The organism is Bradyrhizobium sp. RDI18, from assembly GCF_043203335.1.
Classification (GTDB): Bacteria; Pseudomonadota; Alphaproteobacteria; order Rhizobiales; family Xanthobacteraceae; genus Bradyrhizobium; species Bradyrhizobium retamae.
This window is the reverse complement of the sequence record NZ_JBICRN010000008.1, coordinates 1,518,104-1,543,017: the sequence shown is the minus strand read 5'-3', so window position 1 is coordinate 1,543,017 and position 24,914 is coordinate 1,518,104. Positions and strand designations below refer to the sequence as shown.

At 61.6% G+C, this 24,914-nt stretch carries 22 protein-coding genes, 1 tRNA gene and 2 pseudogenes; 15 read left to right on the top strand and 10 right to left on the bottom strand.

Annotation, left to right across the window (positions count from 1 at the left end):
• Positions 1-176 precede the first annotated feature (176 nt).
• Positions 177-317 (top strand): annotated as a pseudogene (locus ACFXS9_RS16370) (DNA-binding protein); the annotation flags it as partial.
• On the opposite strand, the gene ACFXS9_RS16365 reads toward ACFXS9_RS16370, so the two are convergent.
• The 3 genes from ACFXS9_RS16365 to ACFXS9_RS16355 all read right to left on the bottom strand — a co-directional run bounded on the left by ACFXS9_RS16365 (position 284) and on the right by ACFXS9_RS16355 (position 2,272).
• A complete protein-coding gene (locus ACFXS9_RS16365) occupies positions 284-1,660 on the bottom strand; it encodes a tyrosine-type recombinase/integrase (protein ID WP_392690328.1) in 1,377 nt (458 codons plus the stop codon). The pseudogene ACFXS9_RS16370 and the gene ACFXS9_RS16365 overlap by 34 nt on opposite strands.
• Positions 1,661-1,889: 229 nt before the next feature.
• Positions 1,890-1,966: transfer RNA gene (locus ACFXS9_RS16360), tRNA-Arg, on the bottom strand.
• A gap of 48 nt (positions 1,967-2,014) precedes the next feature.
• Positions 2,015-2,272, bottom strand: coding sequence for a hypothetical protein (locus ACFXS9_RS16355; RefSeq protein WP_392690326.1), 258 nt, complete (start codon positions 2,270-2,272; stop codon positions 2,015-2,017).
• 332 nt (positions 2,273-2,604) lie between these two features.
• Here ACFXS9_RS16355 and ACFXS9_RS16350 point away from each other — a divergent pair, with 332 nt between their 5' ends.
• The 3 genes from ACFXS9_RS16350 to ACFXS9_RS16340 all read left to right on the top strand — a co-directional run bounded on the left by ACFXS9_RS16350 (position 2,605) and on the right by ACFXS9_RS16340 (position 5,953).
• Entirely contained in the window at positions 2,605-3,051 is a 447-nt protein-coding gene (locus ACFXS9_RS16350; protein WP_065746042.1) for a hypothetical protein, read from the top strand.
• Positions 3,052-3,208: 157 nt separating this feature from the next.
• Positions 3,209-4,084: a DMT family transporter gene (locus tag ACFXS9_RS16345; protein ID WP_392690324.1), complete on the top strand. Its 876-nt coding sequence runs from the start codon at positions 3,209-3,211 to the stop codon at positions 4,082-4,084.
• Between the two features lie 132 nt (positions 4,085-4,216).
• A complete protein-coding gene (locus ACFXS9_RS16340) occupies positions 4,217-5,953 on the top strand; it encodes a methyl-accepting chemotaxis protein (protein WP_392690322.1) in 1,737 nt (578 codons plus the stop codon).
• A gap of 178 nt (positions 5,954-6,131) precedes the next feature.
• On the opposite strand, the gene ACFXS9_RS16335 is transcribed toward ACFXS9_RS16340, so the two are convergent.
• A complete protein-coding gene (locus tag ACFXS9_RS16335; RefSeq protein ID WP_213245355.1) occupies positions 6,132-6,791 on the bottom strand; it encodes a peroxiredoxin in 660 nt (219 codons plus the stop codon).
• Positions 6,792-7,240: 449 nt separating this feature from the next.
• Here ACFXS9_RS16335 and ACFXS9_RS16330 point away from each other — a divergent pair, with 449 nt between their 5' ends.
• Positions 7,241-7,810 (top strand): hypothetical protein, encoded by a 570-nt coding sequence (locus ACFXS9_RS16330; protein WP_392690320.1) that lies wholly within the window; start codon positions 7,241-7,243, stop codon positions 7,808-7,810.
• A 1,095-nt stretch (positions 7,811-8,905) separates the two neighbouring features.
• Positions 8,906-9,145: a hypothetical protein gene (locus tag ACFXS9_RS16325; RefSeq protein WP_392690318.1), complete on the top strand. Its 240-nt coding sequence runs from the start codon at positions 8,906-8,908 to the stop codon at positions 9,143-9,145.
• Between the two features lie 98 nt (positions 9,146-9,243).
• Here ACFXS9_RS16325 and ACFXS9_RS16320 read toward each other — a convergent pair whose 3' ends face one another.
• From ACFXS9_RS16320 to amrS, 3 genes are all read right to left on the bottom strand, one after another.
• The gene (locus ACFXS9_RS16320) at positions 9,244-10,203 is read right to left on the bottom strand and encodes a C13 family peptidase (RefSeq protein ID WP_392699812.1); all 960 of its coding nucleotides are present in this window, start codon (positions 10,201-10,203) and stop codon (positions 9,244-9,246) included.
• Positions 10,204-10,208: 5 nt separating this feature from the next.
• The gene (locus ACFXS9_RS16315; RefSeq protein ID WP_392690316.1) at positions 10,209-10,565 is read right to left on the bottom strand and encodes an Mth938-like domain-containing protein; all 357 of its coding nucleotides are present in this window, start codon (positions 10,563-10,565) and stop codon (positions 10,209-10,211) included.
• 71 nt (positions 10,566-10,636) lie between these two features.
• A complete protein-coding gene (gene amrS, locus ACFXS9_RS16310; RefSeq protein ID WP_392690314.1) occupies positions 10,637-11,737 on the bottom strand; it encodes an AmmeMemoRadiSam system radical SAM enzyme in 1,101 nt (366 codons plus the stop codon).
• A 336-nt stretch (positions 11,738-12,073) separates the two neighbouring features.
• Between amrS and ACFXS9_RS16305 the strand changes: the two genes are divergently transcribed.
• Positions 12,074-12,352 (top strand): hypothetical protein, encoded by a 279-nt coding sequence (locus ACFXS9_RS16305; RefSeq protein ID WP_392690312.1) that lies wholly within the window; start codon positions 12,074-12,076, stop codon positions 12,350-12,352.
• A gap of 67 nt (positions 12,353-12,419) precedes the next feature.
• Here ACFXS9_RS16305 and ACFXS9_RS16300 read toward each other — a convergent pair whose 3' ends face one another.
• On the bottom strand, positions 12,420-12,758 hold the full coding sequence (locus ACFXS9_RS16300) for a hypothetical protein (protein WP_392690310.1): 339 nt from the start codon (positions 12,756-12,758) through the stop codon (positions 12,420-12,422).
• A 477-nt stretch (positions 12,759-13,235) separates the two neighbouring features.
• On the opposite strand from ACFXS9_RS16300, the gene ACFXS9_RS16295 reads away from it, so the two are divergent.
• From ACFXS9_RS16295 to ACFXS9_RS16270, 6 genes and pseudogenes are all read left to right on the top strand, one after another.
• Positions 13,236-13,799 (top strand): Crp/Fnr family transcriptional regulator, encoded by a 564-nt coding sequence (locus ACFXS9_RS16295; protein WP_392690308.1) that lies wholly within the window; start codon positions 13,236-13,238, stop codon positions 13,797-13,799.
• The gene (locus ACFXS9_RS16290; RefSeq protein WP_392690306.1) at positions 13,736-13,951 is read left to right on the top strand and encodes a helix-turn-helix domain-containing protein; all 216 of its coding nucleotides are present in this window, start codon (positions 13,736-13,738) and stop codon (positions 13,949-13,951) included. The genes ACFXS9_RS16295 and ACFXS9_RS16290 overlap by 64 nt, the downstream gene beginning before the upstream one ends.
• Positions 13,952-14,444: 493 nt before the next feature.
• A complete protein-coding gene (locus tag ACFXS9_RS16285) occupies positions 14,445-14,897 on the top strand; it encodes a PPC domain-containing DNA-binding protein (protein WP_392690304.1) in 453 nt (150 codons plus the stop codon).
• 74 nt (positions 14,898-14,971) lie between these two features.
• Positions 14,972-15,464: pseudogene (locus ACFXS9_RS16280) on the top strand (ferritin-like domain-containing protein).
• Between the two features lie 253 nt (positions 15,465-15,717).
• On the top strand, positions 15,718-16,230 hold the full coding sequence (locus ACFXS9_RS16275; protein WP_392690303.1) for a hypothetical protein: 513 nt from the start codon (positions 15,718-15,720) through the stop codon (positions 16,228-16,230).
• A gap of 153 nt (positions 16,231-16,383) precedes the next feature.
• Positions 16,384-19,044, top strand: coding sequence for an EAL domain-containing protein (locus ACFXS9_RS16270; protein ID WP_392699810.1), 2,661 nt, complete (start codon positions 16,384-16,386; stop codon positions 19,042-19,044).
• A gap of 12 nt (positions 19,045-19,056) precedes the next feature.
• Here ACFXS9_RS16270 and ACFXS9_RS16265 read toward each other — a convergent pair whose 3' ends face one another.
• Both ACFXS9_RS16265 and ACFXS9_RS16260 read right to left on the bottom strand, forming a co-directional pair.
• Entirely contained in the window at positions 19,057-21,510 is a 2,454-nt protein-coding gene (locus ACFXS9_RS16265) for a PAS domain S-box protein (RefSeq protein WP_392690301.1), read from the bottom strand.
• Positions 21,511-21,566: 56 nt separating this feature from the next.
• Positions 21,567-22,331 carry a thermonuclease family protein gene (locus ACFXS9_RS16260; protein WP_392690299.1) on the bottom strand — a complete coding sequence of 255 codons (765 nt, stop codon included), beginning with the start codon at positions 22,329-22,331 and terminating at the stop codon, positions 21,567-21,569.
• Between the two features lie 201 nt (positions 22,332-22,532).
• Between ACFXS9_RS16260 and ACFXS9_RS16255 the strand changes: the two genes are divergently transcribed.
• Positions 22,533-22,742, top strand: coding sequence for a hypothetical protein (locus ACFXS9_RS16255; protein WP_392690297.1), 210 nt, complete (start codon positions 22,533-22,535; stop codon positions 22,740-22,742).
• Between the two features lie 137 nt (positions 22,743-22,879).
• Positions 22,880-24,895, top strand: coding sequence for an acetyl-CoA carboxylase biotin carboxylase subunit (locus ACFXS9_RS16250; protein WP_392690295.1), 2,016 nt, complete (start codon positions 22,880-22,882; stop codon positions 24,893-24,895).
• The last annotated feature ends 19 nt before the right edge of the window (positions 24,896-24,914 follow it).

Below are 24,914 nucleotides of genomic sequence, written 5' to 3'. Positions count from 1 at the left end.
TCCCTTCAGCCAAATTGCACGAAATCGCGTCCGAAATTGCGACGACCGAATTTCGGATGTGGCCGAGCACTCGCTTCGCCCCTAGCAACCGGGTCCGCATGTCCTCGACGAAGGTCATGTTGCGCCGTGGGAAGTCACAGGAGAGCACGGCACTATGACCTAGTGAAGCGAGACCCATGAGAATGGCAAAACGCGAATCGTCTATGCTCCGACCTACCATGGAAAAGCTCGGCCTGACTGTCCCGGAGGCTGCGGCACTTTCCTCACTCGGCCAGACGTCAATTTACAAAGCGATCAAGGAAGGGCGCTTGCGGATTCGCAAGTACGGTACACGCACCATAATCACGCGCACCGATCTGGCATCCTTCTTGGAAAACCTGCCCGATGAGCGATGATGACGTACCGCCCGGTCCAAATGGACAGCACGAACGCTCAGGCGGCCCTCATCGGCGTCACCTTGTTGTTCGGTGGCCGCGTCGCAAAGTCGGCGAATGCCTGCATCACGATGCGCCGCTTTCTTAGTGCCTCGCCGCGCTTGTAGGCCTTTTTCGGCGTCATCGCCCGTGATGTGGTGCAGGCAATGTTCGACGATCTCCTCCTCGAAGTCGGTTTCCTCCTGCGCCCAGGTCCGGAACGTGGTGCGGAAGCCGTGCACCGTCAGGGTCTCGTCCCCAGTAATCTGCTTCAAATGCTTGAGCATCGTCATGTTGGAGATCGGCTTGGCCAGGCTGCGACCGGGGAACACGAACGCATCACTAACGCGCCCCTCATAGGCCTCGCGCAGATAGGCCAACGTTTGCCGGGGCAGTGGCGTGCGCTTGGGCCGTTCGTTCTTGGTATCAAGGGTGCCCAAATCCCAAACACCGCTTTCGAGATCGAGCTGCGACCAGCGCATGTTCTGCACCTCGATAGTTCGCGCGAATGTGAGGATGGCGACCTCAAGCGCCCGGGCGCTTTGATCGGAATTGGCGGCGAGCTTTTGCATAAACGCGGGCAGATCGTGGTAGTCCATGGCCTTGTGGCCGCCACGTACAGAGCCCCGCTTCCTCTGCTTCGGCATGATCGGTTTCAGTCGGCTGTCCCAATCGGCCGGGTTGTGTTTCGGTCGCAGGTTCAGCGCTATAGCGGCGTCCAGAATCTTCTTGATCCGCTGACGCGTGTCGCGCGAGATCTCGCGCTGATGCCAGACCTTGCGCAGAACGGCAATGATGTGCTCGGTCTCGATCTCCTCGAGCCGCAGCTTGTGCAGCGGCTTGCAAATAACCTGCACGATGCGCTTGAGCTTGTTGCGCGCAGCCTTGTGTTTCAGCCCGGCCTCATAGGTCTGCCGCCATTCCTCGGAGAACTCGCCGAACAGGCGCGATCCTTGGGCGCGGCGTTTCTCGTCGTTACGATGCTCTCGTGGATCAGTGCCCTTGGCGAGAAGTCGCAAGGCGTCAATCGCCTTGTCCTTGGCCTCGGAGGGCTTAAGGCCAGCCGCCTTGGCCGAGCCGAGACCCATCTTTTTTACGACGCCGTTGCGCTGGTAGCGGAAAGCCCAGCGACGGCCGCCACTTGGCGTGACGATCAGATAAAGATTGTTGCCACAAGGATATTCGCCGGCGCCAACGGAAAGATAATTCTTTGCGGTGATCTCCGGCTTTTCGGTTCTGAGCTGCATGGGGAATTCGAACTCCCGCCCCTCGCGAGGGGACCGCGTTTTCAGATGCATGGGAGATTCTAACTCAGATCGAGGGACAGTTAAAGGGGCAGTCTGCCGGAGGTTGGCCGACGACGACCGGCGACGGCCGGCGACCTCCAGCGATAAAGAAAAGTCTTCTTTCTGAATGTCTTGTAGGCCCGTTTGGTGACGGCGGGCGATGGTGGATGAAAGGTTGTGAAAGTGGGACTGGCGCGCTCGGAGAGATCTGAACTCCCGACCCTCGGAATCGAAATCCGATGCTCTATCCAGCTGAGCTACGAGCGCCTGCGGTGGCTCGTATCAGACTTGGCCTAATAGAGCCAGTAGCGCGGGTTAGTAGCAGGGATGCCGCCGGCGGTCCTGGCCGATATAGGCGGCCGCGCCTTGACGGCAGTGGATCGTGGAGGGGCCGTCGTAATAGGCGAAGGTGCCGGGCTGTGGGCCGGGCCCGTAATTGTGCAGGAAGCTGATCGGGTAGGGCAGACCCCAATTGCGCAAGTGGTGCCGATTGTGGCGGGCCTCCGCCAGGTTTGGGGCGAGGGCCGCGGTAGAGAGGAGGGCGGCGGCGAGGAAAAACTTTGCTTTGGTCATTTCGATTCTCCGGAAGTCCCACTGAAACTGTAGTGATCTCGATCTGAACGGGCAGAAATTCGTGCGAAGAAAGTACGTCAAAACAAGAAGATAGAAGCCCAAGCTGCGATCTGATCGAAGCCCCGTAATCCCTGCCATTTTGGCTGATCCAACGTCCCATTCTAGGAGAATCGGGCAGAAATGCTGCGGAAAGCCATCCTAACGCGCCCATTTTTGGCCTCAAGGGATGCTTAACGAATTCCCAACACAGTCCGGCCAGAGTTCTGTCCGGTCTGACTTCAAGGGCCGACCCATCCGCGTCTAACAAAGGCTATCCGGTTCCCGATCGACCCATGCGCATCACGTCTCTTGCCTTGCTGTCTCTCTCGGTCCTGGTCGCGAGCCCGGCGCGCGCCGACCTGCATATCACGCGCGACCACGGCGGTTATGTCGAGGAGTACAAGGCCAAGTACAAGCGCATCCGCGACCGCAAGGAGCGCGTCATCATCGACGGCATCTGCAACTCGGCCTGCACGCTGGTGTTCGGCATCGTGCCGATGAACAAGATCTGCGTCACGCCGAAGGCGAGCGTTGGTTTCCACCAGGCCTATTACGACAAGGCCTTCACTTTCGGCATCAAGGTCACGAGTGCCGAAGGGACGTCGGACCTGATGTCCTATTATCCGGAAACGGTGAAGGACTGGATCCGCCGCAACGGCGGGCTCACCACCGAGATGAAGAAGATCAAGAACGGCCGCGAACTCTGGAGGATCGTCGATCCCTGTCCGGAAGAGTGGTGATCGCTCCCTTACCAATCTCGCAAGCCCCTAGAACGTGACTATGCCGCGATAAGGTCGCTGCGCCCTACAATTCGTTCTTCGATATCTGAAGTCGCGCCGGCGGTCCCGCGTGACCAAGCTTGCCGCATAACATGTGATCGGGCAACAGGGGCGGCAAATGACCGGCGACCTCGAAAAAATTGCCGCGCGCGCGGCACCCGCGATCTTCGTCGTGCTCTGGAGCACGGGCTTCATCGGCACCAAATATGTGCTCAACAGCGCCGAGCCGCTGACCTATCTCGCGATCCGCATGGCGTTCGTGGTGGGACTGATGGCGATCATCGTCGTAGTCGCGCGGCCGCGCTGGCCGGATCGCATCGGCGTGGCGCACAGCGCCGTCGCCGGCATTCTGGTGCACGGCATCTATCTCGGCGGCACGGCGATCGCGATTGCGCACTCGATCCCGGCGGGGCTCTCGGCTTTGATTCCGGGCCTGCAGCCGATCCTCACCTCGACGCTTGCGAGCCGCTGGCTCGGCGAGCGCGTGACGCCGCTGCAATGGAGCGGATTGCTGCTCGGGCTCGCCGGCGTCGTGCTGATCCTGCACGACAGGCCGATGGGCGGAGAGGCGGGCTGGGGATGGATCGCCTCGGCCGTCTCGCTGGTCAGCATCACGCTCGGCACGCTGTACCAGCGCCGCTACTGCAGTGCGATCGACTGGCGGTCGGGCAATCTCGTGCAATACCTCGCGGTTACGATCTTGTTCGGTCTCGGCGCATGGCTGTTCGAGACCAATGTGGTGCATTGGACCACCGAGTTCATCCTGGCGCTGGCCTGGCTTGCGGTTGTGCTGTCGATCGGATCGATCGGGCTGCTCTATTGGCTGATCCGGCGCTCGGCCGCGACGTCGGTAGCGAGCCTGTTCTATCTGGTGCCCGCGGTGACGTCGCTGATGGCCTATGTGCTGTTCGGCGAACGGCTCGACGCGGTCTCGATCGCCGGCATGGCCGCCTGCGCGGCGGCCGTGCTGGTGGTCAACCGTCGCTCAGTTTGAAGTAGAGTATTTGGCCTTCCTGCACGTATAAATTTCATGAAGGATATCAGTATTTTCCCTGGGTTGTGCCCATTAAGGCGATCGTAAGCAAAACGGGTCAGATTGGGTGCGATTTTGGGGGAATTTCTCGTCATGACCACGCAATCCACTGGAAAGTTCCTGCCGGCGCTCAAGCTGCGCCTCGGTACCAAGGCTGTCATCTGTGCGATCCTGCTGATCGCGGTGAATACCGCGCTGGTGGTCGGGGCGGCCCATTGGTCGCTGACCTCCGAATTCGGCGACCGGGCGCTGCGGGACATCGAGGTCAACCTGCGCACGCTGGGTCTGGCATTTGCCGAGACCTACAGCGACGCCAAGATCACGCTCAAGGACGGGGCGGTCGCCCGGGCCGAAATTCCGAAGATGCCCGAGTTCAAGGACCATGCGATCGTCGATCGCGCGGTGGGCTATGCCGGCGGCAACGCGACGCTTTTCGTCTATGACGACGCCAGCAACCAGTTCGTCCGCCGCACCACCAATGTGAAGAAGGAGAACGGCGACCGCGCCGTTGGCACCCAGCTCGCGGCCGATCACCCCGGGCAGGCGGTGGTGCGCCGTGGAGAGGCCTACCGCGGCCCGGCGACGCTGTTTGGCAAGACGTTCATGACCGCCTACTACCCGATCATGAATCCGGCCGGCAAGGTGATCGGGCTGCTGTATGTCGGCATTCCCATGGCTCACTACGAGAGCATGCTGTCGCATGCCATTCAGAACATGGCGATCGCAGCCGGCGTCGCGGCGCTTCTGGTGATGCTCCTGACCTTGCTGCTCGTGCGCCGGGTGACCAAGCCGCTGACGTCGGTCACGGCCTCGCTTACCGCAATCGCCAACGGCAACGCCGACGTCGAAATTGACTGCGACGACCGGACGGACGAGATCGGCGAGATTGCGCGTACGCTTGCGGTGTTCAAGAACAATTCGGTCGAACGCCGGCGCTTGCGCGACGAGCAGACCGCGGCTGCCGCGGCCGCTGCCGAGCAGCGCAAGTCGGAATTGCGCGGCTTCGTCGACGAGTTCCAGACCGGCGTTGGCGGCATCCTCGACAAGGTGCTGAGCTCCTCCAGCGAATTCGAGCGTGTCGCGCGGCAGCTCACCGACACCGCGCGGACTACCGCAAGCCTGTCCGGCAAGTCGGCCGGCGCTTCTGAGACCGCCTCCGAGCATGTCCGCACCGCGGCGGCCGCCTCCGACGAGCTCTCCAGCTCGATCGCGGAAATCACCCGCCGGGTCCAGGAATCGAACGGCATCGCGGCCGACGCCGTCAAGCAGGCCGCTGCCACCGACCAGCGCATCAACGAATTGTCGGAAGCCGGCGCCCGGATCGGCGACGTGGTGAAGCTGATCACCTCGATCGCCGAGCAGACCAACCTTTTGGCGCTTAACGCCACCATCGAGGCCGCGCGGGCAGGCGATGCCGGCCGCGGCTTTGCCGTGGTAGCGCAGGAGGTCAAGAGCCTCGCCGGTCAGACGGCCAAGGCGACGGAAGAGATATCCAGCCAGATCGGCAGCATGCAGCTTGCGACCGAAGAGTCGGTCAGCGCGATCAAGGCCATCGGCCAGACCATCGAGCGCATCAGCGATATCGCCACCTCGATCTCGGCGGCGGTCGAGCAGCAGCGCGGCGCGACCCAGAACATCGCGCAGAGCGTGCGCGCGGCGGCGAGCGGCACGGCCGATGTTGCCGCCAACATCCGCAACGCCGCGCAGGGCGCCGACGAAACCGGCGAGACCTCGAGCCGGATGTTTGCCTCTGCGCAGAATCTGTCGAGCGAGAGCCTGCACCTGAAGGCCGAGGTGGAAAAATTCCTCGACCGCGTCCGCGCCGCCTGACGAGGCAGTCACGGCGGCGCATCACGCCGCCCGCGAAACCGGAAGCCGGTGCCGAAAACTTAGTTTGTCATTCCGGGATGGTGCGTTAGCACCGGACTCTGGTGCGCAATTGCGCACCAGAGAATCTCGAGATCCCGGATATGGTCCTTCGGACCGTTCCGGGATGACCGCTGCGCGGTCACTTCGGCTGCGGCACGATCCGGATATAGGGCTTCGGCGCCTTCCAGCCGGCCGGATAGATCGTCTTCGCCTCGTCGTCGCTGACGGAGCCCGCGATGATGACGTCTTCGCCCTGTTTCCAGTCGGCCGGCGTCGCGACGCGATGCTTTGCGGTCAGCTGCAGCGAGTCGATCGCGCGCAGGATCTCCTGGAAGTTGCGGCCGGTGGTCATCGGATAGACGATCGTCAGCTTGATCTTCTTGTCGGGGCCGATCACGATCGCGTTGCGGACGGTCTGGTTGTCCGCAGGCGTGCGGGTGAGGGGATCGCCCGAGGTCGAAGCCGGCAGCATCTCGTAAAGCTTGGAGACGTTGTAGTCGGTATCGCCGATCATCGGATAGTTCGGCGCAGCACCCTGCGTCTCCTTGATGTCCTCCGACCATTTGGCATGGCGGTCGACAGGATCGACGCTCAGGCCAATCAGCTTGACGCCGCGCTTGTCGAATTCCGGTTTCAGCTTGGCGAGCAAGCCGAGCTCGGTGGTGCAGACCGGGGTGAAATCCTTGGGGTGCGAGAACAGCATCGCCCAGCTATTTCCGATCCAGTCGTGGAATTTAATTTTGCCCTCAGTGGTTTCGGCTTCGAAATCGGGGGCGACAGCGCCTATCGGAAGTGCCATGGCTTTACCTCATGTCGTTCAAGTTACAGGGAAATTTGCCTTAAGGATTATAGGAGTCTGAAGCGGTTAAGTGAACCGGTTAGCGCAAAATGTGAGATCCTTCTCCGCGAGCCCGGAACTCCTAGCATCTTCTTTTGGTCCGCGCCTCTGCGACGAAAAGAACCGGCGGGCCTGCATTCGATGGCGGTAGCTAGATTTGGGAGCCATCCTTTTGTTTTCACAACCGTTCCACTTTTTTGCCGTCGCTGCCCCGATATTGCCTTTTATCGCCCGCATCACGCCGGGCCGTTTTTGCACCCGGGAATGCATTGGTCTGAACCGTGACCGACCTCACAGCGACCAATTGGCAACCATGTAAAAATCAGGGAATGCGGGTTTCGAATTGTTAACCGCTCGTTCATGGCCCGTATGGAAATGCTGGACTGGAATTGAAATTGAGAAGTGCAACCATGTCTGCCGCGACCGCCGTGCCTGCTGAAATATCCCTCCAACCATCCTGCCGCAAGACCGCCGCTCATGCGCTCACCATCGTGCGCGACGGTGTGATCACCGGCGAGGGCCCGACGACCAAGGGTCGTATCCATTTCTCCCGCGCACTCGATGCCGACGACGCCGCCTGGTGCGCACGCATCCTCACCGTGAGCGCCATTGAGCATGAGCCGGTGAGCCGCGCCGAAATCGAAGCGTTGTTCGAAATCAGCGATGCGGCTGCGGAACGCACCGACGACGGACGTTTCGACGATTTGCTGGCCAAGGCGGTCGCCCACCATGCTGCTTCCGAGTCCGGCCTGCCGGTGCCGCCGCGCACGGTGGCGCTGTCGCCGGATACGCCGATCGAGAGCTGGGCGCCGGTAAAGGCCGCCAACATCGATACCAAGGTGCTGGAATGGATCGCCAGCCAGATGCGCGGCAAGCGCCACAGCAATCATCGCCTTGCCGCGCTGGTCGCCACCCTGGTCGGCGCCGCCGCGCTGCCGCTCGCGCAACTGCCGGGCATGCTGGATATGGGGCTGCTGTAGGTTCATTCGGCGATATCGGTTCAACACGGCGGGGTCATTCCCGCCGTTTTTGTTTGGGGTTTCTCGCAATGCTCCCGAGGGACGGAGCAATCGGGACGCTGCGGCCCCTCCGCGTCGTTGCGAGCGTAGCGAAGCAATCCATGCCTCAACTCGGGGAGAGATGGATTGCTTCGCTACGCTCGCAATGACGTGGATATGAACTCGCGATCTCGCGACATGTTTTGCCCGAGGTTTGCATCTTGTTTCGCCCTCTCCAATCAGAGGACGCAGGGAAGACCGGGTGCTGGCTGCACCCGAGGTCTCGTGTGCAATTTGCGCATAAGAACGCGCACACGAGCATACAGGTACAGCGGAAACACTCCGGCCTTCCCTGCGCAATGGCTTTACGGCTTACTTCGTGCTCTTCCCGGAGAACGGCTTTCTTGCCTCCGTCGCTCCACGAGATAACCCGTGAAACTTAGCGCCAGCACCGCGGCGCCCGAACCACACGACTTCACCGTACGCGTCCGGCGCGTACGTCTATCGCACCTCTTGCGTCCATCGCATCTCACCGCGCGTTCGTGACGATGGCCAACGCCCCTCATCTGCCGTGAGATGGGCGGAGTTATGCGACTGATTTGCCCCTCGTGTTAAGCGGAATATTTTTGCTTGGGGGGCTTGACGCGATTTCGGAAAATCAGAAGTGATTTGCCCGCCGGGCACTCGCTGCGATGTGTGACTGTTTAAATTTTCAAGAATGAGGGCAGGAGTCGTGTGATGCGGCAAGTATGCCGAAATGCATCGTCCGCGGATTCAGCGAGTCATGGGGCTTTAACTCTCGCTAGGGCACCCCATATAAGCGCAATGGCACAATGGAAATCGTCAACCACGCGGCAACCACCGATGACGAAGGAAGAGTTGCGCCTGATGCTGGCCGCGGCGGTGCGCAATACGCAGCCAATCGCGGATCACAAGCCGAAACGCGCCCCGGGGGCCGAGGACGATCAGTCCTAGCTAGCCGCCGCTCATTCGCAATAGCCAAGAACCACCAGGCGCGGTGGCTAATGTCGATCCCGACAGCCTGACCTAATCGGACGCTCAAAAAAGGAATAGCGGATGCGGATAGCTGCCAAGCCCACCGAACAAGAGATCATCGAGGGGCCGCAAGCGGTGTCTTTTCAGATCGCGAACGGAACTGCGCGGCAGCGCTGCGTTCTGCAAACCGAGCTGCCGACCAAGGCTCTGGCGCAAAAATTTCTTCTCGCAAATTGGCCTGTTATCGAAAAGATGGCGCGCGACGCGCTCGCGGCCGGAAGTCTAGAAGACGGCCAGGTCAAACTCGTCATGGCGGCCTGAGCAGTTCATTATCAACGCCAATTTTGGATTACAGGACCAGTCATGCTGAAAGATCGCGAGAATATCCTGAATGCGCTCCGCGAAAAGCCGCTCAAGGCCTACCAACTCATGCGGCGTGCCAATCTTCCCAATGAGGAAGCCTGCCAATCGCTGCTTCTGAAGATGCGCGACGAAGGTCTGGTGAAATTCGACATCCACAAGGGCCATTGGCTCATCGGATAGTCAGATACATGCGGCGGAGTTATTTCCCCGGCCTTCTGTTTAGCTTTCCCGCAGGCGTCGGAAAGTGACCGGTCGCTCAAGGACGCGAAATCAGCAACGGCTGCACGTTTTCGCCGCCTGCCATTAGGGGGATCTGAAGGCTCGAAGCGCTCGCGCACTTCTCGCTTTTTGACGAGCGAGCGCGCAACAACAAAGGCGTCCTTCAGGCTCTTGGCTTGCCGGAGTGCTATATTGAAAAACGCGTTGCCGAAATAGGTCCATTTGGCTTTGTCACGGCAGCCGAACGATGGATGGTCGGCGTCGGCCGCGGTGATTACCAGCGTATCGGGGTTAGCGAGACGAGGGATGAAGACCCCGGAATAGCAGGCCGAGATGACCACCACCTTATATCGGATGCCGGTCCGCGTCAGCATGTAGGCGAGATTAGACGGCGTGAGCATTTGCGTAAGCCGCCCCGCTTTGACTGCAAGGCCTGCGCGGGAGCCGTGCGAGGTGAGAATCAGAAACAGAATGTCGTTGTTGGCGTCCATCCCGTTGGCCGCCGCTTGCAAGGACATGGCCAGGCCTTCAATCGTTGCACCTCCGCTTTTCTTCGAATTGTATTGCACGTTGATCGCAGCGCCCCCGAAACGGTCCGCGACGACCCGTGCTGCGCCGGTGGCCTCGCTTCTAAACACGCCCTGATCGCCGAAGAGTCCGAAGGACACCACGCTCACCTTGCGCGCATCCTCAACGGCGTGCACCGTCGAAACCGACGGCGCAATGGTCAAAACAAGAGCGATGAGCGGCGCGCCGATCCGGCGGATCCAACGTGGATACACAGCTTCACCAGGCATTTCTTTCAACAGGTCACGTGAAAGAGTCCGATCCTCTTTGTCCGCGACCGGTTGAACATCCGGATTGCCTCGGGTGTCGGCTTCAACACGACCTCGCAGCCCTTTCTTTCGAAATAGGCTTCAGCTTCTGGTGACAGGTGCACGTTGCCCATCTGGCCCGAGCCAATGACGATCTGATCGCACCCCTTCTCGAAGAGAAACTTTGCCTCGTCTTTTGAAAGCACGTGCGAGGTGCCATACAGCTTCTTTGATAGCTTCTTTTTCCGCTTCACAACTTCGCCGGAAAGACGAACGACCACGTCGTGCTGATACGTCTTTCCGTCAATCGTAATCGCGCCAAAGATGGTGCTGTCAATCTTCATCGTGACCTCCTAATCAGGCTCCCGCTCCAACACGCAGCAGCGAGGCGCCTCGACGTCGCTATCATCCTCATTCACGAGCGTTCCAGTCTGCCGATCCGGATCAGGGCGCGCCGCTGCCCCCAGTTGCCCGGGTGCGCCTCGAACAAGCCAGGGATTGCGGTGGAGCAAATACCGCAACGGCCGTTCCCTGAGAGCCGCCAAGTGGTGATGTCATGCCAATCTCGGCCGATGATCCGCTCACTGCAGCCCGGGCAGTACGTGCTTTGGCCGCTCTCGTCATGGACATTGCCGGTGTAGACGAAATGCAGCCCGACCTTGCGCGCGATATCACGAGCCGTCGTTAGCGTGGAGGCCGGCGTACGGTGCAGATCCAGCATCTTGTAGTCAGGGTGGAAGGCGGTGAAATGCAACGGCACGTCGGGTCCTAGCCTTGTCATCACCCATTCGCTCAGCTTTTTCACCTCCTCCGGGCTGTCATTGTGACCCGGGATCAGCAGCGTTGTGATCTCGAACCAGACCTTCGTCTTGTTCTTCAGATACTCGAGCGTTTCGAGGACGGCGCCGAGATGGCCGGTGCACAGCCGCTTGTAGAACGACTCGGTGAACGCCTTGAGGTCGACATTGGCGGCGTCCATGAAGGTGTAAAGCTCCTCCCGCGCCGCCGCGTCAACGTAGCCCGCTGTGACCGCCACGTTCTTGATCCCGCGCCGGCGCGCCACCCTTGCAACATCCACGGCATATTCGAGGAAGATGACGGGGTCATTGTAGGTGTAGGCGATGGAACGCGAGCCCGTGGCAATCGCGGCCTCGACAATATCTTCCGGCGAGGCCGCGTCCTGGAGCCGGTCGAGTTCTCGCGCCTTGGAGATGTCCCAGTTCTGGCAGAATTTGCAGGTCAGGTTGCACCCTGCGGTACCGAACGACAACACGGGAGTGCCGGGCAGATAGTGGTTCAGTGGCTTCTTCTCTATTGGATCGACACAGAATCCCGAGGAGCGGCCGTACGTCGTGAGCAAGATCCGATCGTCCTGCCGGCCACGCACGAAGCACAGGCCGCGCTGGCCTTCGTTAAGCCTGCAATAGCGCGGGCAGATATCGCACTGGATACGCCCGTCTTCAAGCCGGTGCCAGTAGCGGCCAGGAACACCTTCCAAACGCTCGGGTTCGGTCATGGAATTCGTCGTGTGGATCGCTGGGCAGATCTCAGTTTGGTTGCCAACGGGCATGACGGAGAGTGGCCACGATATTGGGTCGGGCCTGCCTAAGGGCACGAACGCCCGTGGACGTCGGCTCATCTTATTCCTGATCGGCGGAGATGGTAAGCCCGCTGACCACTTTGCGGGGCCTGCGACAACCTTAGACGAATTAATGTCCGATCAGGGTCCAACATTGTATGGAACCGGTCAGCAGGGCCCTACATGATCGCAGCAGCAGCCGGGCAAAGGTTTGGACCTCTCGGAAGAAACATCGGAGCCCTGACGCCGTTCTTTGATGGAAGGAGGCCCGCCATGAGCAAGTTTCATGAGAAGGTCGAGGCTCAAACCAAACAGATCATCGGGCAAATGCTCGGCGATGAACTGCTGGTCCGGGAAGGTAAGGAGCAACATCGGCAGGCGACAGAGCCCGAACCGGCTGATCCCGGTTCGTCCAACGGCAGCGACGATCAGGGCATCGTCCGTGATCAACGGGGACAGGAGCAACCCAAGGACAAGGAGCGCGCCCAGCGCGTGAGCCGGGTGGACCGCGGCGGCGATCCGCCTGGAAAGAAGACTTCAGGCAACCGCTAAATGAAGCAATCGCTAAACAGGAGAAGAGGCGGTGTTGGACCGCCTCTTCCTCAATGCCCGTTGTTAGCTACTGACAGATATGGCGTCGGCCATCTCCACCGATGAATGTCGTTCCGGGTTGACAGACGAAGCCGCTATTGTAGTAGCGCGGCCCGTAGCCATAATTGTAGGCGTAGACGTCGTTTCGGAACGGCGCCGTCGCAATCGCGCCGGCCGTGCCGATCGCGCCGCCAACCACGCCGGCGGCTATTTCACCTGGCCAGAACCCGCTGTGACGATGATAGATCCGGTCCTGAGTCTGCGGTTTACGGATGGCATCCGACCGTCCGTGAGCATCCTGCGCCAGTGCCGGCGCTGCGACCGCAGTCGAAAGAACCGCCGCTGCGGCTAGGAGCTTCAAGTTCATGAGTTGCCTCCCTTGTACCAACAGTGGGCCAACCGGGGGCGCCTGCGACCGTTCCGATATCGTGATCGATTAGCTTCAAACGGATGTGAGGTTTCAGTTCCAGTTTTGCCAAGGCGCTCAACAAGGCGCTCAATCAGCAAAACGCACCATGGTCTCGCAGCCGGGTAGTCGGGCATTTTTCGCGCACTGAAATCCATCAATGCTCGCGGTCATGAGCCGGCCGATCCCGGAGACGACAATCCTCAATTATCCCCGGCGCGCCGACTGCGCCGGGGCCTTTCTCCAGCGTGCAACGATCGCATTGGCTCCTTGCGGTTCAGCATGGAGCGACTTGCAATGTCGGGTGACGGACAGACGCCGTTCCGGGGGAAAAGGATAGCGTCCGATATCAACGGCACCCTCCGGCAGCCGCGTGACTGAGAGACGCAAAGTGCTCCCGCCAATCCGGGAGTTCTCATGCAGTCTTTTTCGAGCAATTTGCTGCTGTCGTCCTTCGCCCCGCCGGACCTCGAGCTATTGCGGCCTCACCTCAGGCCGATCGCGCTGGAGCACACCAAGATCCTGCATGAAGCCGGGGAGAAGATTAGCGGGGTCTACTTTCCATTCGATGCGGTGATTTCGCTCGTGGTGCTGCTTGAGGGCGGAGAAACCGTTGAAGCCGCCATGGTTGGCCGCGATGGTGCCGTCGGCGCTTCGGCGGCTTTGGACGGCAAGCTGGCCCTGAATCGCGCGATCGTTCAAATCGGCGGACATGGGGCGGTGTGTGAGCCCGACGCATTCAAGCGCGTGGCACTCGACCACCCGGGCATGCTTTCGATGATCATCAGTCACGAGCAGACGGTTTATGGCCAGGCGCAGCAGTCTGCCGCCTGCAACATCCTCCACGATCTGACGGCGCGGCTGTGCCGCTGGCTGCTGCGTGCGCGCGACCTGTCGGGAAGCGATACGCTCCCTTTACGCAGGAGTTTCTTGCGGAGATGCTGGGTGTCCGGCGAACCACCGTTTCCCCGGTCGCGCATACGCTGCAAGCTGCAGGAATGATCCGATACCGGCGAGGCAAGATCGAGATCACCGACGTAGAAGCGCTGCGGGAAAGCGCCTGCGAGTGCTATGAGACGGTTCGCAACAATTACGATCGGTTGCTGGGGCGCAGCCTTAATGGCGGCCCTGATCGCGAGCCTCCGAAGGATTGAATTGCATCCGTTTGCCAGATCGTTCGTCGCCAATACCCAATCTAGTCAGGCGATGACGCGCTTCTGGTCATAGCCTCGCAGGCTGGCTGGATCGGATCAGCGTCAAACGTTTTCATCTCCGAATGACGGCATGTTCTGCATTCGAACGTGCGATGCTCCAGCCCGTTCGAACCAATGGAGACGGCAATAGCGATCATTCTCGTTGCGCAGGTTGGACAGCGCGGAGACGGAGGGGGAAGCAGTTCCGGGTCGGGCCTGGGCATGAGAAAAATTTGCGCGGGGCCCGATCTCAGGTCTATCCAGTTGCCGACATAATCGGCTCGATATCTTCCGAGGGCTTCGGTTGCCTCGGTCAGCATCTGGTCGACTTTGGGCGGAACAGCAGTTCCAGCGCCGGCTCGCCTCGGGCCAAAGGCGCCGGATTCGGTTCTTCGGGAACGATGCTCTGTGGAGCCAATTGACTGGGACAGTTGACGCACAGGCCGAGGTCGCCATGAAGAGCAAACGTATCGGCGCCGACGACGAGGCGCAGGTTCACGTCGTCATTCTGGACACGGGCGAGGAGGCGTTTGCCGCACTCACCCGGTTCGCTGCCGAATCCGGAATTTCCGCGGCCTCGCTGACCGCGATCGGCGCCTTCGAACGGGCGACGGTCGGCTGGTTCGACGTCGCCGCGAAGAACTACCGGAAGATCGAGGTCGACGAGCAGTGCGAAGTCCTCAGCGCGATCGGCGACGTGGCCGCCGGCGACGACGGCAAGCCCAGCCTGCATGTTCACGTGGTGCTCGGCCTTGCCGACGGCTCGACGCGCGGCGGCCATCTGCTGGCAGCAACCGTCAGGCCGACGCTCGAAGTGATCTTGACCGAAGCGCCGGCAGCGCTTCGACGCAAAAAGAGGCCCGACCTCGGCATTGCCCTGATCGATCTTGCCGCCGGGGGCGGGTAGCGCCTCCGACGAACGCCTTAGGAACCATTCCATTCGGCCCCATGTTGTCAGCGCACCCATCAATGGAGGACGCCATGGCTGACAAGGACCTGAATGAATTGTTCCTGGATACGCTGAAGGACATATACTACGCCGAGAAGCAGATCCTGAAGGCGCTGCCGAAAATGGCCAAGGCCGCCACCTCGGACAATCTGCGAGCCGCCTTCGAAAAGCACCACGAAGAGACTGAGGCGCACGTCGAAAGGCTGGAAGAGATATTCGAGCTTCTCGGCAAGCCAGCGCGCGGCAAGAAGTGCGAAGCGATCGAGGGCATCATCGATGAAGGCAAAGACATCATGGAGCAGTATGCCCACACGCCCGCGCTCGATGCCGGCCTGTTGGCCGCCGCCCAGTCGGTCGAGCATTACGAGATTTCTCGTTACGGCACCCTGAAAGCCTGGGCACAAAAAGCTCAACAATCCGCAAGCCGTGAAGCTGATCGATCAGACGCTCGCCGAAGAGAAGAAGACAGACGAAACCCTGACCAAGATCGCGGAGACCGAGGTCAATTACGAGGCCGCGGCATAGAGCCGCTCGTTCTACTGCATCATAGCTGCTCAAATTGAGGAAGCCCCGCCAACTCTGGTCATGGGATTGCGGGGCTCGAGTTCGAGACCGTAGGGAAACACGGCAGCAAAACGCGCGCCGAAGTAGTCGTTTCGCGGGTCGAACAGATTGTTTGTGCGCGGGGCGCCAGCGTAAGCAAACGTTTAGCCGCAGCCCGTACAATACCGACATCAGTTTCTGCATTAACCTCTGGTTAGTCATGCGCCTTCTGCCGATGAAAGAGCCGGACAGGTCCTGGCGGTCGATCAAGGGCCAGTGGAAGAAGGACGCCGAAAGCGTCGGCGAGGACTTTTCGACGTTTTCGACGGGAAGCTATGCGGCCTATGACGGGTTGACCAGGGAAGGCGATCACCCCAGCCTGTACTGCCTGTCCGACGGCGAGCGCATCCATGCGGCCTGCCAGGTCAGCCGCCTGATGATGAGCAAATTTCCGGATCCCATCCTCCGCGCGCGCTTTATCGTGGTGTCGCCGGTTTACGAACTCGGCATCGCCGATGCCGGCCAGTACGCCCAGACGATGGTGGCGCTGTTCTCGGGCATCGTATGGCTGTCGAGGGATACGATGTCGGCGAGCCACATCCGATTTTTCCTGCGCAGTCCCGGAGACTCGCAGTTCTTTGCGGCGCTGCAGGCGTCGACGCCGGGCTCGCTGTTTTCGAAATTCACGATCGACGGGGCGCTGATCGAGTGCAGTCTCAAGGAAGACGAGATGGCGGAATCCGCCTGATTCCGCGGCCGCTTTAACTTCCCGATAACTCATTTTGCTAACGCCCCCTTGGCTTGTGGTCCCTACAACACGCGTCTGTTGGGGGCAGCGAAAATGCTGAATAATCCATCGGACGACGTCATCGCGGAGAGCCAGCCGCTGTTCGGTCGCGGCATGCCGTGGCGGATCAGGCTGGGCGCGATCCAGTGGCTGATCCTGAGTGCCGCGGGGCTCGTGATCGCGATCATGCTCGGCACCGGCTATTTCGCCATGCAATACCGCGAGCGCGCGCTGGAAGTCGCCGAGCGCGAACTCAACAACAGCGCGCTCTTGCTGTCGCGGCATTTCGACCAGCAACTGAACGATCTCCAGCATGTGCATGAGGACGTCGTATCCGGCATGCGGGCCGACGGGGTCGATACGTCGGATGAGTTCGAGCAGAGAATGTCGACCTTGAGCGCGCATGAGATGCTGCGCAGCAAGCTTTCGGCACTGCCCCATGTCGGCGCGCTGAACCTGTGGAACGTCAAGGGATGGCTGATCAATTCCTCCGAGATGTGGCCGGTCCCCGATCTCAGCATCGCGGACCGTCAGTACTTCAAGGAGTTCACGTCGGGAAAACCGACCCCCGATGTGATCGTCGAGCCGGTCGTCAGCAAGGTGACGAAGAACTGGACCACGCTATTTGCGCGCAAGATCGTCGGCCGTAATGGCGAGATCATCGGATTTGCCAGCCGCGGCGTCGAACCTTCGCATTTCGAGGCCTTTGTCGGATCGCTGGAGCTCAATAGCGATACCGCGATCTCGATGATTCACCGCAACGGCACCATCATCGCCCGCTATCCGAAGGACGACAGCCTGATCGGCTTCAATGTCGCCGGAAGCGAAGCCTTTCAGCGCGCGCTGGCGGTAGATGGCAATGCATCCGGGCGCTTCACCACCGCGAGGCTGGCGGAAGACAAGGTCGGCGCGGTCAAGTCGCTCATGCACTTCCCGATCCTGATCGTGGCGACCACCCGAACGGAGGCTGCGTTGGCCGACTGGCGGGCGCAGACGAGGCTGCAATTTTTCGCGGCGGCGCTGGCGATCATCGTCGTGATCGGCATGGTCTTCCTGATCGTGCGCCAGCTCCGCCGCCAGCATGCCGCCGCGCAGCGCAAGCTTTCGGAGAAGAGCCAGCATCTCGACACCGCCATCAACAACATGACGCAGGGCCTGCTGCTGTTCGATTCCTCGGGCCGGCTCGTGATCTGCAACAGGCGCTATATCGATATGTTCGGGCTCTCGCCGGAAGTCGTCAAACCCGGCTGTCATCTGCGCGACCTGATCCGGCACCGTCAGGAACGCGGCTCCTTTCTCGGCGACGTCGACGCCTATTGCGACCGCTTCCTCGATCCCAACGGCAGCCTGGTTCAGGACACCGTGACCTCGACGCCGGATGGGCGCACGATCCGGCTGATCTTCAAGCGCTCGGCGGACGGCGGCTGGGCCGCGACGCTGGAAGACGTCACCGAAGGGCGGCGCAATCAGGCCAGGATCGAACATCTCGCCCATTACGACGCGCTGACCAATCTGCCGAACCGGACCCTGTTCCAGCGCCACGCGGAGGGACTGCTGCTGGAAACCGAGGGACGCGAGTTCGCGATCCTCTATATCGACATCGACGAGTTCAAACGCATCAACGACACGCTAGGACATCTGATCGGCGACGAGTTCCTGAAGGGTGTGGCGGAGCGGTTGCGCCAGTCGGTCGGCCCTGAGGATTTCATCGCCCGCCTCGGCGGGGACGAATTCGCTATCCTTCAGCACGGCATTGAGAGCGCTGAGGACGTTCACGCGCTGGTCGCGCGGATCTATCAGGCGCTGCGTACCTCGTTCGACTGCCATGGCCATCAGCTTTCCAGCGATGCCAGCATCGGCATCGCGATTGCCCCGCGCGACGGCTCGGACCTCTTCGATCTCCTGAAGAACGCCGATCTCGCGATGTATGCTGCGAAGGCCGCCGGCCGCAGGACCTATCGCTTCTTCGATCCGGAGATGGAGCAGCAGGCCAATCGCCGCCGCGAGCTGGAGGCGGATTTGCGCGTGGCGCTGGTGCAGGGCGGGTTCGAACTGCACTATCAGCCGCAGGTCGATCTGCGCGGCGACGGCGTGACCGGCTGCGAGGCGTTATTGCGCTGGCGGCATCCGGTGCGCGGCATGATCTCGCCCGCCGACTTCGTGCCGGTCGCCGAGGAGACCGGCCTGATCGAGGAGATCGGGCAATGGGTGTTGCGCACCGCCTGTGCCGAAGCCGTAACCTGGCCGGCCCATATCCGCATCGCCGTCAACGTCTCGCCGATCCAGTTCCGGTCGGAAACGCTGTCGGTGAAAGTCGCGGCTGTCCTTGCCGAGACCGGACTCAATCCGCGCCGGCTGGAGCTGGAGATCACAGAAGCCGTCCTGATGGCCGACGACGACGCCGCGCTCGTGGCGCTGAATCAGCTCCGCGCGCTCGGCATTCACATCGCGCTCGACGATTTCGGCACCGGCTATTCCTCGCTGCAATATCTGCAGCGCTTCCCGTTCGACAAGATCAAGATCGACCGCTCCTTCGTCAAGGAAGTGACGCGCAATTCCTCGTCGGCCTCGATCATCCGCGCGGTGGTCAGCATCGCCGCCGACCGCAGCATGATCACGACTGCCGAAGGCGTCGAGACGTTGCAGCAGCGCGAGACGGTGCAGAGTCTCGGATGCACGCAGATGCAGGGCTATCTGTTCAGCGCCGCGCGCCCTGCGCAGGAAATCCGCGCCCTCTTGGCATCGGGGGAGGCCGGCGTCGAGGCTGCGGCGTGAGGCGTTTATGCCCTAGCGGCGCGCCTCGGAAATCGCCTTCCTGAGAATTCGCGACAGCAGTTCCACCGAATAGGGTTTCTGGATCAGCTCGAAGCCGCGGTGGGCGCTTTCCGCCAGCACGTTGCTGTAGCCGCTGGTCAGGACCACGGGCAGGCCGGGATAGCGTTCGCGCACGATGCCGGCGAGCTCGACGCCGTTCCTCCCGGGCATGATGACGTCGGAAAACACCAGGTCGGCGGAAAACTCGTCCTCGGCCAGGATTGCGAGCGCGGCGTCCGCGCTGGCGACACGGCGCACGGTGTAGCCGAGATCTTCCAACAGTTCGGTGGAGAACTGGCCGACGTCGTCATTGTCCTCGACCACGAGGACGCAGTAGCCGCGGCCGCGGGCAGCGGGCTCGCTGGCGGTCGCGGCGGCTTCGCTCGTATCGGCCGGCATCGCGGCCTGCGGCAGGTAGATCGTAAACGTCGCGCCCCGGCCTGGCTCACTTGCAACTGCGATATCGCCGTCGGATTGCTTGGCAAAACCGAACGCCTGGCTCAGCCCGAGGCCGGTGCCCTTGCCGACTTCCTTGGTGGTGAAGAACGGCTCGAAGATCGTCTCGAGCAGGGCAGGGGCAATGCCGCAGCCGGTGTCGGTCACGGTGATGGCGACGAAGTCGCCGCTGCGGGCGGGCTGGGCACGCAGCGGTGGAATCGCATTCACCTTGCGAACCTGAATGATCAGCCGCCCCTCGCTGTCCATGGCATCGCGGCTGTTGACGGCAAGATTCATCAGCGCGGTTTCGAATTGCGCGACGTCGGCGATTGCGAAGCAATTGAGATCGGCGATTTCGACGTCGATCCTGATCCGGGCACCGACGAGGGGACGGATCAATTGCGCGACGGACTCGACCTGGGTGCCGACGTTGAATACCTGCGGCTTGAGCGGCTGCCTGCGGGCGAACGCCAGCAATTGTCCGGTCAGCTTGGAGGCGCGCTCCACGGTCTCGGCGATTGCGTCGATGTAGCGCCGGCGCCGCTCCTCCGGCAACTCGCGGCGGCGCAGGAAATCGGTCGCGGAGCGGATGATGGTCAGCAGATTGTTGAAATCGTGCGCCACGCCGCCGGTCAACTGTCCGACCGCTTCCATTTTCTGCGACTGGCGCAGCGCTTCCTCGCCCTGGCGGCGCTCGGTGACGTCGATGGCCTCCGGCACAGCCCCGATGACGGTGCCGTGCCGGTCGTGCAGCGGGCGCATCGCGAAATCGAAATAGCGGTCGCCGATCGGCAGGTGCAGCAGCATTTCAATCTTGGCCTCTTCGCCCTGCATGACCGTGATGAAGACGTCGCGGACGGCGTCGCGCATGCCGGGGGTCGCGGCAAACCATGGCGTTTCCCAGAACGGCTGGCCGACCACCGCGCCGGCGTCGGCGCGGATGCCGGCCAACGCCGTGCTGTTGGCATAGAGAACCTCGCCGTTTTGGTTGAGCAGCGCCTGATATTGATGGCTGGTCTCGAAGATCGCCCGCATCTGGGCTTCGCTGGATTCGAGCTGCGCCGTCCGCTCGGCGATTTGCAGTTCGAGAATTTCGTTCAGCCGGCGCAGATCGTGCTCGGCCTGCTTGGCCGAGGTGACGTCGTGGGCAACGCCGATGAAGCCGATGTGCTTGCCGGTCGGATCCCAGCGCGGTTGGGATTCCGAGCGTAGCCACCGCCATTCGCCGTCGGCGCGCTGGTAGCGGGCCTCCAGCACGAACGGCTTGAGCGATGCTTCGCCTGCGACGGATTCCTGGACAACGCGCGCCGCGTCGTCCGGATGCAGCCTTTTGCGCCAGTCGAACACGATAGCTTCCTCGAACGGCAGTCCGAGGAAATCGACATAGGCCTGGTTGGCGAAGGAACGCGTGCGATCGAGCTTGGTGACCCAGATCGGCACCGGCGCGCTGTTGGCGATCAGGCGGAAGCGCTCCTCGCTTTCGCGCAAGGTTGCCTGCGCCAGCATCTGATCGGTGACGTCGCAATCGGCGCCGACGAGGCGCAGCGCGCGGCCGTCGGCCTCGCGCTCGATCTTGGCGACGACGCGGATCCAGCGGACCGCGCCGTCGTTCGGCCGCACGATGCGGTATTCGGCCGAATAATCCTCGCTCTGGCTTTTCAATACGCCGAACAAGTGCTGGACCGTTCGCTCGCGATCCTCGGGATGGATTCGACTGACCCATTCCTCATAGGTCTCGTTGGCCGCCTCGGGCGGCAGCCCGTGAACGATAAGATATTCGGGGGAGCGGCGGTTCTTGACGCCGTCACGGAAATCGATTTCGAGACCGCCGACGCCGGCGATGCGCTGGATACGCGCCAGCTCCGCTTCGCGCTCCTGCAAAGCACGATGGGCTCTGTCGCGCTCGCTTGCGATTTCCTGCAGATATTGCCGCAAGCGCTCGGCGGCGGCAGCTTCAGGCAGGAGGTTCGTCGTGTCGGAAGGTGTCATGCGTGCCGGCAACCTCTGGCGGCACTTTCACACAAGAGCCGGCGCGTTAGCCAGCCTCATTTGCTCTTGGTGGTTGACCGGCAGTTATAGGCCCTGCGGAACCCGGCGGCCTGCGCATCTTCCTCGGAACAGAACCAGCGATCCGGCTTGGTCAGTCCCGGATAGGAGCGGCATGCCTGCAGATGGTAGATGCCAAGGTTCCCGGTGACGCGCGCGCGCACCGCGTACTTGCCCTTGATGTTGCAGCTCGCCGGCATGACGAGATCCTCGGGGAACAGCGCCTCGCGGATTTCGCGGTCACGATCGGCGCGGCACGCGGCGCCGAGCAGGGGCCCATCTTTGTTGCCGGTGCGGAACTCGTGTGGCGCGACGAAGCAGCCTTTCCAGAGACCCTGGCGGTCGTCCTTGGCGCGGGCTTCGTCCACCTGAAAGCGACCGCTGGCGGAGACTTCGACATTCAATGCAAAGCCGTTGCGGACAAGGAGCTGGCTGAGACTGGTCGTGTCACCTTCGATCTTGCATACGCCGATGCGCCGTTTCTTGAACGAGGGATCGGGACCCAGATCGTCGCAGCGAACCTGTTTGCCGCCGATCAGCTTGGTCAGTTGATCGCGCGCCTCGATCCCGCAGGTCCAGCTATCGGCATTCTGATCGATGCAGAGTTGATCAACGGTGGGCGCCTCGATGCCGTCGAGGCGGTAGGTGACATTGCCAAGCTGAAGCGTGCTGCCATCGCGGATGGTGGCAGTGGCAGCCAAGCTCTGGCTGGCTGGAAGGACGATCGACAGGAACGCCGCAACCAGAAAAATTCGTGACCGCATCTGATTCATTTCAAATCAATTCCACACCCGCGAGCGCCTTCTAGCATAAGCTGACGTGATTGAACCAAGATGCCGGCGCTAATGGCGCAAGCAAAACAGGTTGGGGAAAGCCGGGAGCGCAGTTGCGACCAGACGACGGCCATTGACTTCACAAGAACAAAATAAGAACATAGGACCCCTCGCTCAACACGGAATATTGCCATGTCGTCCTCTTCACAGCCGAAGTCCGAAGAGAACGGCGAGCTGGAAGCCGCTGTAGATCAGGCGATTTCTGCCTGTGGTGGGGATATGAGGGCGACGATCCGCGCGTTGATCGTGGCCAACGAATATCTGGAATCCGAGGTCGGCGAGCTGATGAAAGCGGTATCCCACGCCTATGCGCGGGGCCGCTTCAACTCCTATTCCGGCTGAATTACCGCCGGCGGCCCCGCGAAGCCGGTACGAGACCGTTGCCTCCATCGATTTTTGCTGTACGACGGGTGTGTTACCCGCGTCCCGCATGTCTCATTGCGGGGGAGGATCCCGCCCAAAGCTCAAGCAAGAAGAACATGTTCAAGAGAATTCTGATCGCAAATCGCGGCGAGATCGCCTGCCGGGTCATCAAGACTGCGCGCCGTATGGGGATCGAGACGGTCGCGGTGTATTCCGAAGCGGACCGCGATGCGCTCCACGTCGAAATGGCGGATAAGGCCGTGCTGATCGGCCCGCCGGCGGCGGCTGAGAGCTATCTGTTGATCGACCGGATTATCGATGCCTGCCGCAAGACCGGCGCAGAGGCGGTGCATCCCGGTTATGGCTTTCTTTCCGAGCGCGAGGCGTTTCCGCGCGAGCTCGCCAAGGCCGGCATCGTCTTCATCGGCCCCAATCCCGGCGCCATTGCCGCGATGGGCGACAAGATCGAATCCAAGAAGGCCGCCGCGAAGGCAAAAGTCTCGACCGTGCCGGGCCATCTCGGTGTGATCGAGGACGAAAAGCACGCGGTGAAGATCGCCGACGAGATCGGCTATCCCGTGATGATCAAGGCCTCCGCCGGCGGCGGCGGCAAGGGCATGCGGATCGCGCATTCGAAGAAGGAAGTCGCCGAGGGCTTCAATCTCGCCAAGGCGGAAGCGAAATCCTCTTTCGGCGACGACCGCGTCTTCATCGAAAAGTTCATCGTCGATCCCCGCCACATCGAAATACAGGTGCTCGGCGACAAGCATGGCAATGTAATCCATCTTGGCGAGCGCGAATGTTCGATCCAGCGCCGTAACCAGAAGGTCATCGAGGAAGCACCGTCGCCGCTGCTCGACGAAACCACCCGCCGCAAGATGGGCGAGCAGGCGGTGGCACTGGCAAAGGCTGTGCACTATGATTCCGCCGGCACCGTCGAATTCGTCGCCGGCCAGGACAAGAGCTTCTACTTCCTGGAGATGAACACCCGTCTGCAGGTCGAGCATCCCGTCACCGAACTCGTCACCGGAATCGACCTGGTCGAGCAGATGATCAGGGTCGCGGCCGGCGAGAAGCTTTCCATCGCGCAGAAGGACGTCACGCTGACCGGCTGGGCCGTGGAATCGCGCGTCTATGCCGAAGACCCGTTCCGAAACTTCCTGCCGTCCATTGGCCGGCTGGTGAAGTACCGGCCGCCGGCGGAAGCGAGCCAGGACGGCGTCACCATCCGCAACGACACCGGCGTGCAGGAAGGCGGCGAGATCTCGATCCATTACGATCCGATGATTGCCAAGCTCGTGACGCACGCGCCGTCGCGAGCCGCCGCCATCGAGGCACAGGCCACGGCGCTCGACGCGTTCTACGTCGACGGCATCAGGCACAACATTCCGTTCCTGTCAGCGTTGATGAACCATCCGCGCTGGCGCGAAGGCAAGCTTTCCACCGGCTTTATCGCGGAGGAATTTCCGAAGGGCTTTTCCGCGCGTCCGCCGGAAGGCGAGATCGCGCGGCGGCTGGCCGCCGTGGGAGCTGCGATCGATCACGTGCTCGGCGAGCGCAAGCGGCAGATTTCAGGTCAGTTGACCGACCGGCTGGTGCAACGCGAACGCCGCCGCGCGGTCTGGCTGGAGCGCGACGAAATCGCGCTCGATGTGGCGCGGGAGGCTGATGGCATCGCGGTGCGTTTCATCGGCGCCGACGGTCTGCCCGGCAATCCGCACAACCTGATCTCGGCCTGGACGCCGGGCGAGCCGGTCTGGCACGGCACCATCGACGGCCACTTGGTCGCGATGCAGGTGCGCGCGATCCCGAACGGCTTCCGCCTCGCGCATCAGGGCTTTGAAGTTGCAGTCAACGTCTTCACTGAAAGCGAGGCTGCCGCCGCGCGGCTGATGCCGGTGAATTCAGCCGCCGACACCGGCAAGAAGCTGTTGTGCCCGATGCCCGGGCTCGTGGTGTCGATTGCGGTCGCCGAAGGGCAGGAGGTCAAGTCCGGCGAGACATTGGCCGTGGTCGAGGCGATGAAGATGCAGAACGTGCTGCGCGCCGAACGCGACGGCACCGTGAAGAAGATCCATGCCGCGGCCGGCGCGACACTCGCGGTGGACGCGTTGATTTTGGAGTTTGCATAGACGCAACCCCCGTCATTGC

Bases quoted from the DNA above. Each gene is read 5' to 3' on its own strand.
- ACFXS9_RS16365 (WP_392690328.1), bottom strand. From the start codon at position 1,660: ATGCAGCTCAGAACCGAAAAGCCGGAGATCACCGCAAAGAATTATCTT.
- ACFXS9_RS16355 (WP_392690326.1), bottom strand. From the start codon at position 2,272: ATGACCAAAGCAAAGTTTTTCCTCGCCGCCGCCCTCCTCTCTACCGCG.
- ACFXS9_RS16350 (WP_065746042.1), top strand. From the start codon at position 2,605: ATGCGCATCACGTCTCTTGCCTTGCTGTCTCTCTCGGTCCTGGTCGCG.
- ACFXS9_RS16345 (WP_392690324.1), top strand. From the start codon at position 3,209: ATGACCGGCGACCTCGAAAAAATTGCCGCGCGCGCGGCACCCGCGATC.
- ACFXS9_RS16340 (WP_392690322.1), top strand. From the start codon at position 4,217: ATGACCACGCAATCCACTGGAAAGTTCCTGCCGGCGCTCAAGCTGCGC.
- ACFXS9_RS16335 (WP_213245355.1), bottom strand. From the start codon at position 6,791: ATGGCACTTCCGATAGGCGCTGTCGCCCCCGATTTCGAAGCCGAAACC.
- ACFXS9_RS16330 (WP_392690320.1), top strand. From the start codon at position 7,241: ATGTCTGCCGCGACCGCCGTGCCTGCTGAAATATCCCTCCAACCATCC.
- ACFXS9_RS16325 (WP_392690318.1), top strand. From the start codon at position 8,906: ATGCGGATAGCTGCCAAGCCCACCGAACAAGAGATCATCGAGGGGCCG.
- ACFXS9_RS16320 (WP_392699812.1), bottom strand. From the start codon at position 10,203: ATGCCTGGTGAAGCTGTGTATCCACGTTGGATCCGCCGGATCGGCGCG.
- ACFXS9_RS16315 (WP_392690316.1), bottom strand. From the start codon at position 10,565: ATGAAGATTGACAGCACCATCTTTGGCGCGATTACGATTGACGGAAAG.
- amrS (WP_392690314.1), bottom strand. From the start codon at position 11,737: ATGACCGAACCCGAGCGTTTGGAAGGTGTTCCTGGCCGCTACTGGCAC.
- ACFXS9_RS16305 (WP_392690312.1), top strand. From the start codon at position 12,074: ATGAGCAAGTTTCATGAGAAGGTCGAGGCTCAAACCAAACAGATCATC.
- ACFXS9_RS16300 (WP_392690310.1), bottom strand. From the start codon at position 12,758: ATGAACTTGAAGCTCCTAGCCGCAGCGGCGGTTCTTTCGACTGCGGTC.
- ACFXS9_RS16290 (WP_392690306.1), top strand. From the start codon at position 13,736: ATGCTGGGTGTCCGGCGAACCACCGTTTCCCCGGTCGCGCATACGCTG.
- ACFXS9_RS16285 (WP_392690304.1), top strand. From the start codon at position 14,445: ATGAAGAGCAAACGTATCGGCGCCGACGACGAGGCGCAGGTTCACGTC.
- ACFXS9_RS16275 (WP_392690303.1), top strand. From the start codon at position 15,718: ATGAAAGAGCCGGACAGGTCCTGGCGGTCGATCAAGGGCCAGTGGAAG.
- ACFXS9_RS16270 (WP_392699810.1), top strand. From the start codon at position 16,384: ATGCCGTGGCGGATCAGGCTGGGCGCGATCCAGTGGCTGATCCTGAGT.
- ACFXS9_RS16265 (WP_392690301.1), bottom strand. From the start codon at position 21,510: ATGACACCTTCCGACACGACGAACCTCCTGCCTGAAGCTGCCGCCGCC.
- ACFXS9_RS16260 (WP_392690299.1), bottom strand. From the start codon at position 22,331: ATGCGGTCACGAATTTTTCTGGTTGCGGCGTTCCTGTCGATCGTCCTT.
- ACFXS9_RS16255 (WP_392690297.1), top strand. From the start codon at position 22,533: ATGTCGTCCTCTTCACAGCCGAAGTCCGAAGAGAACGGCGAGCTGGAA.
- ACFXS9_RS16250 (WP_392690295.1), top strand. From the start codon at position 22,880: ATGTTCAAGAGAATTCTGATCGCAAATCGCGGCGAGATCGCCTGCCGG.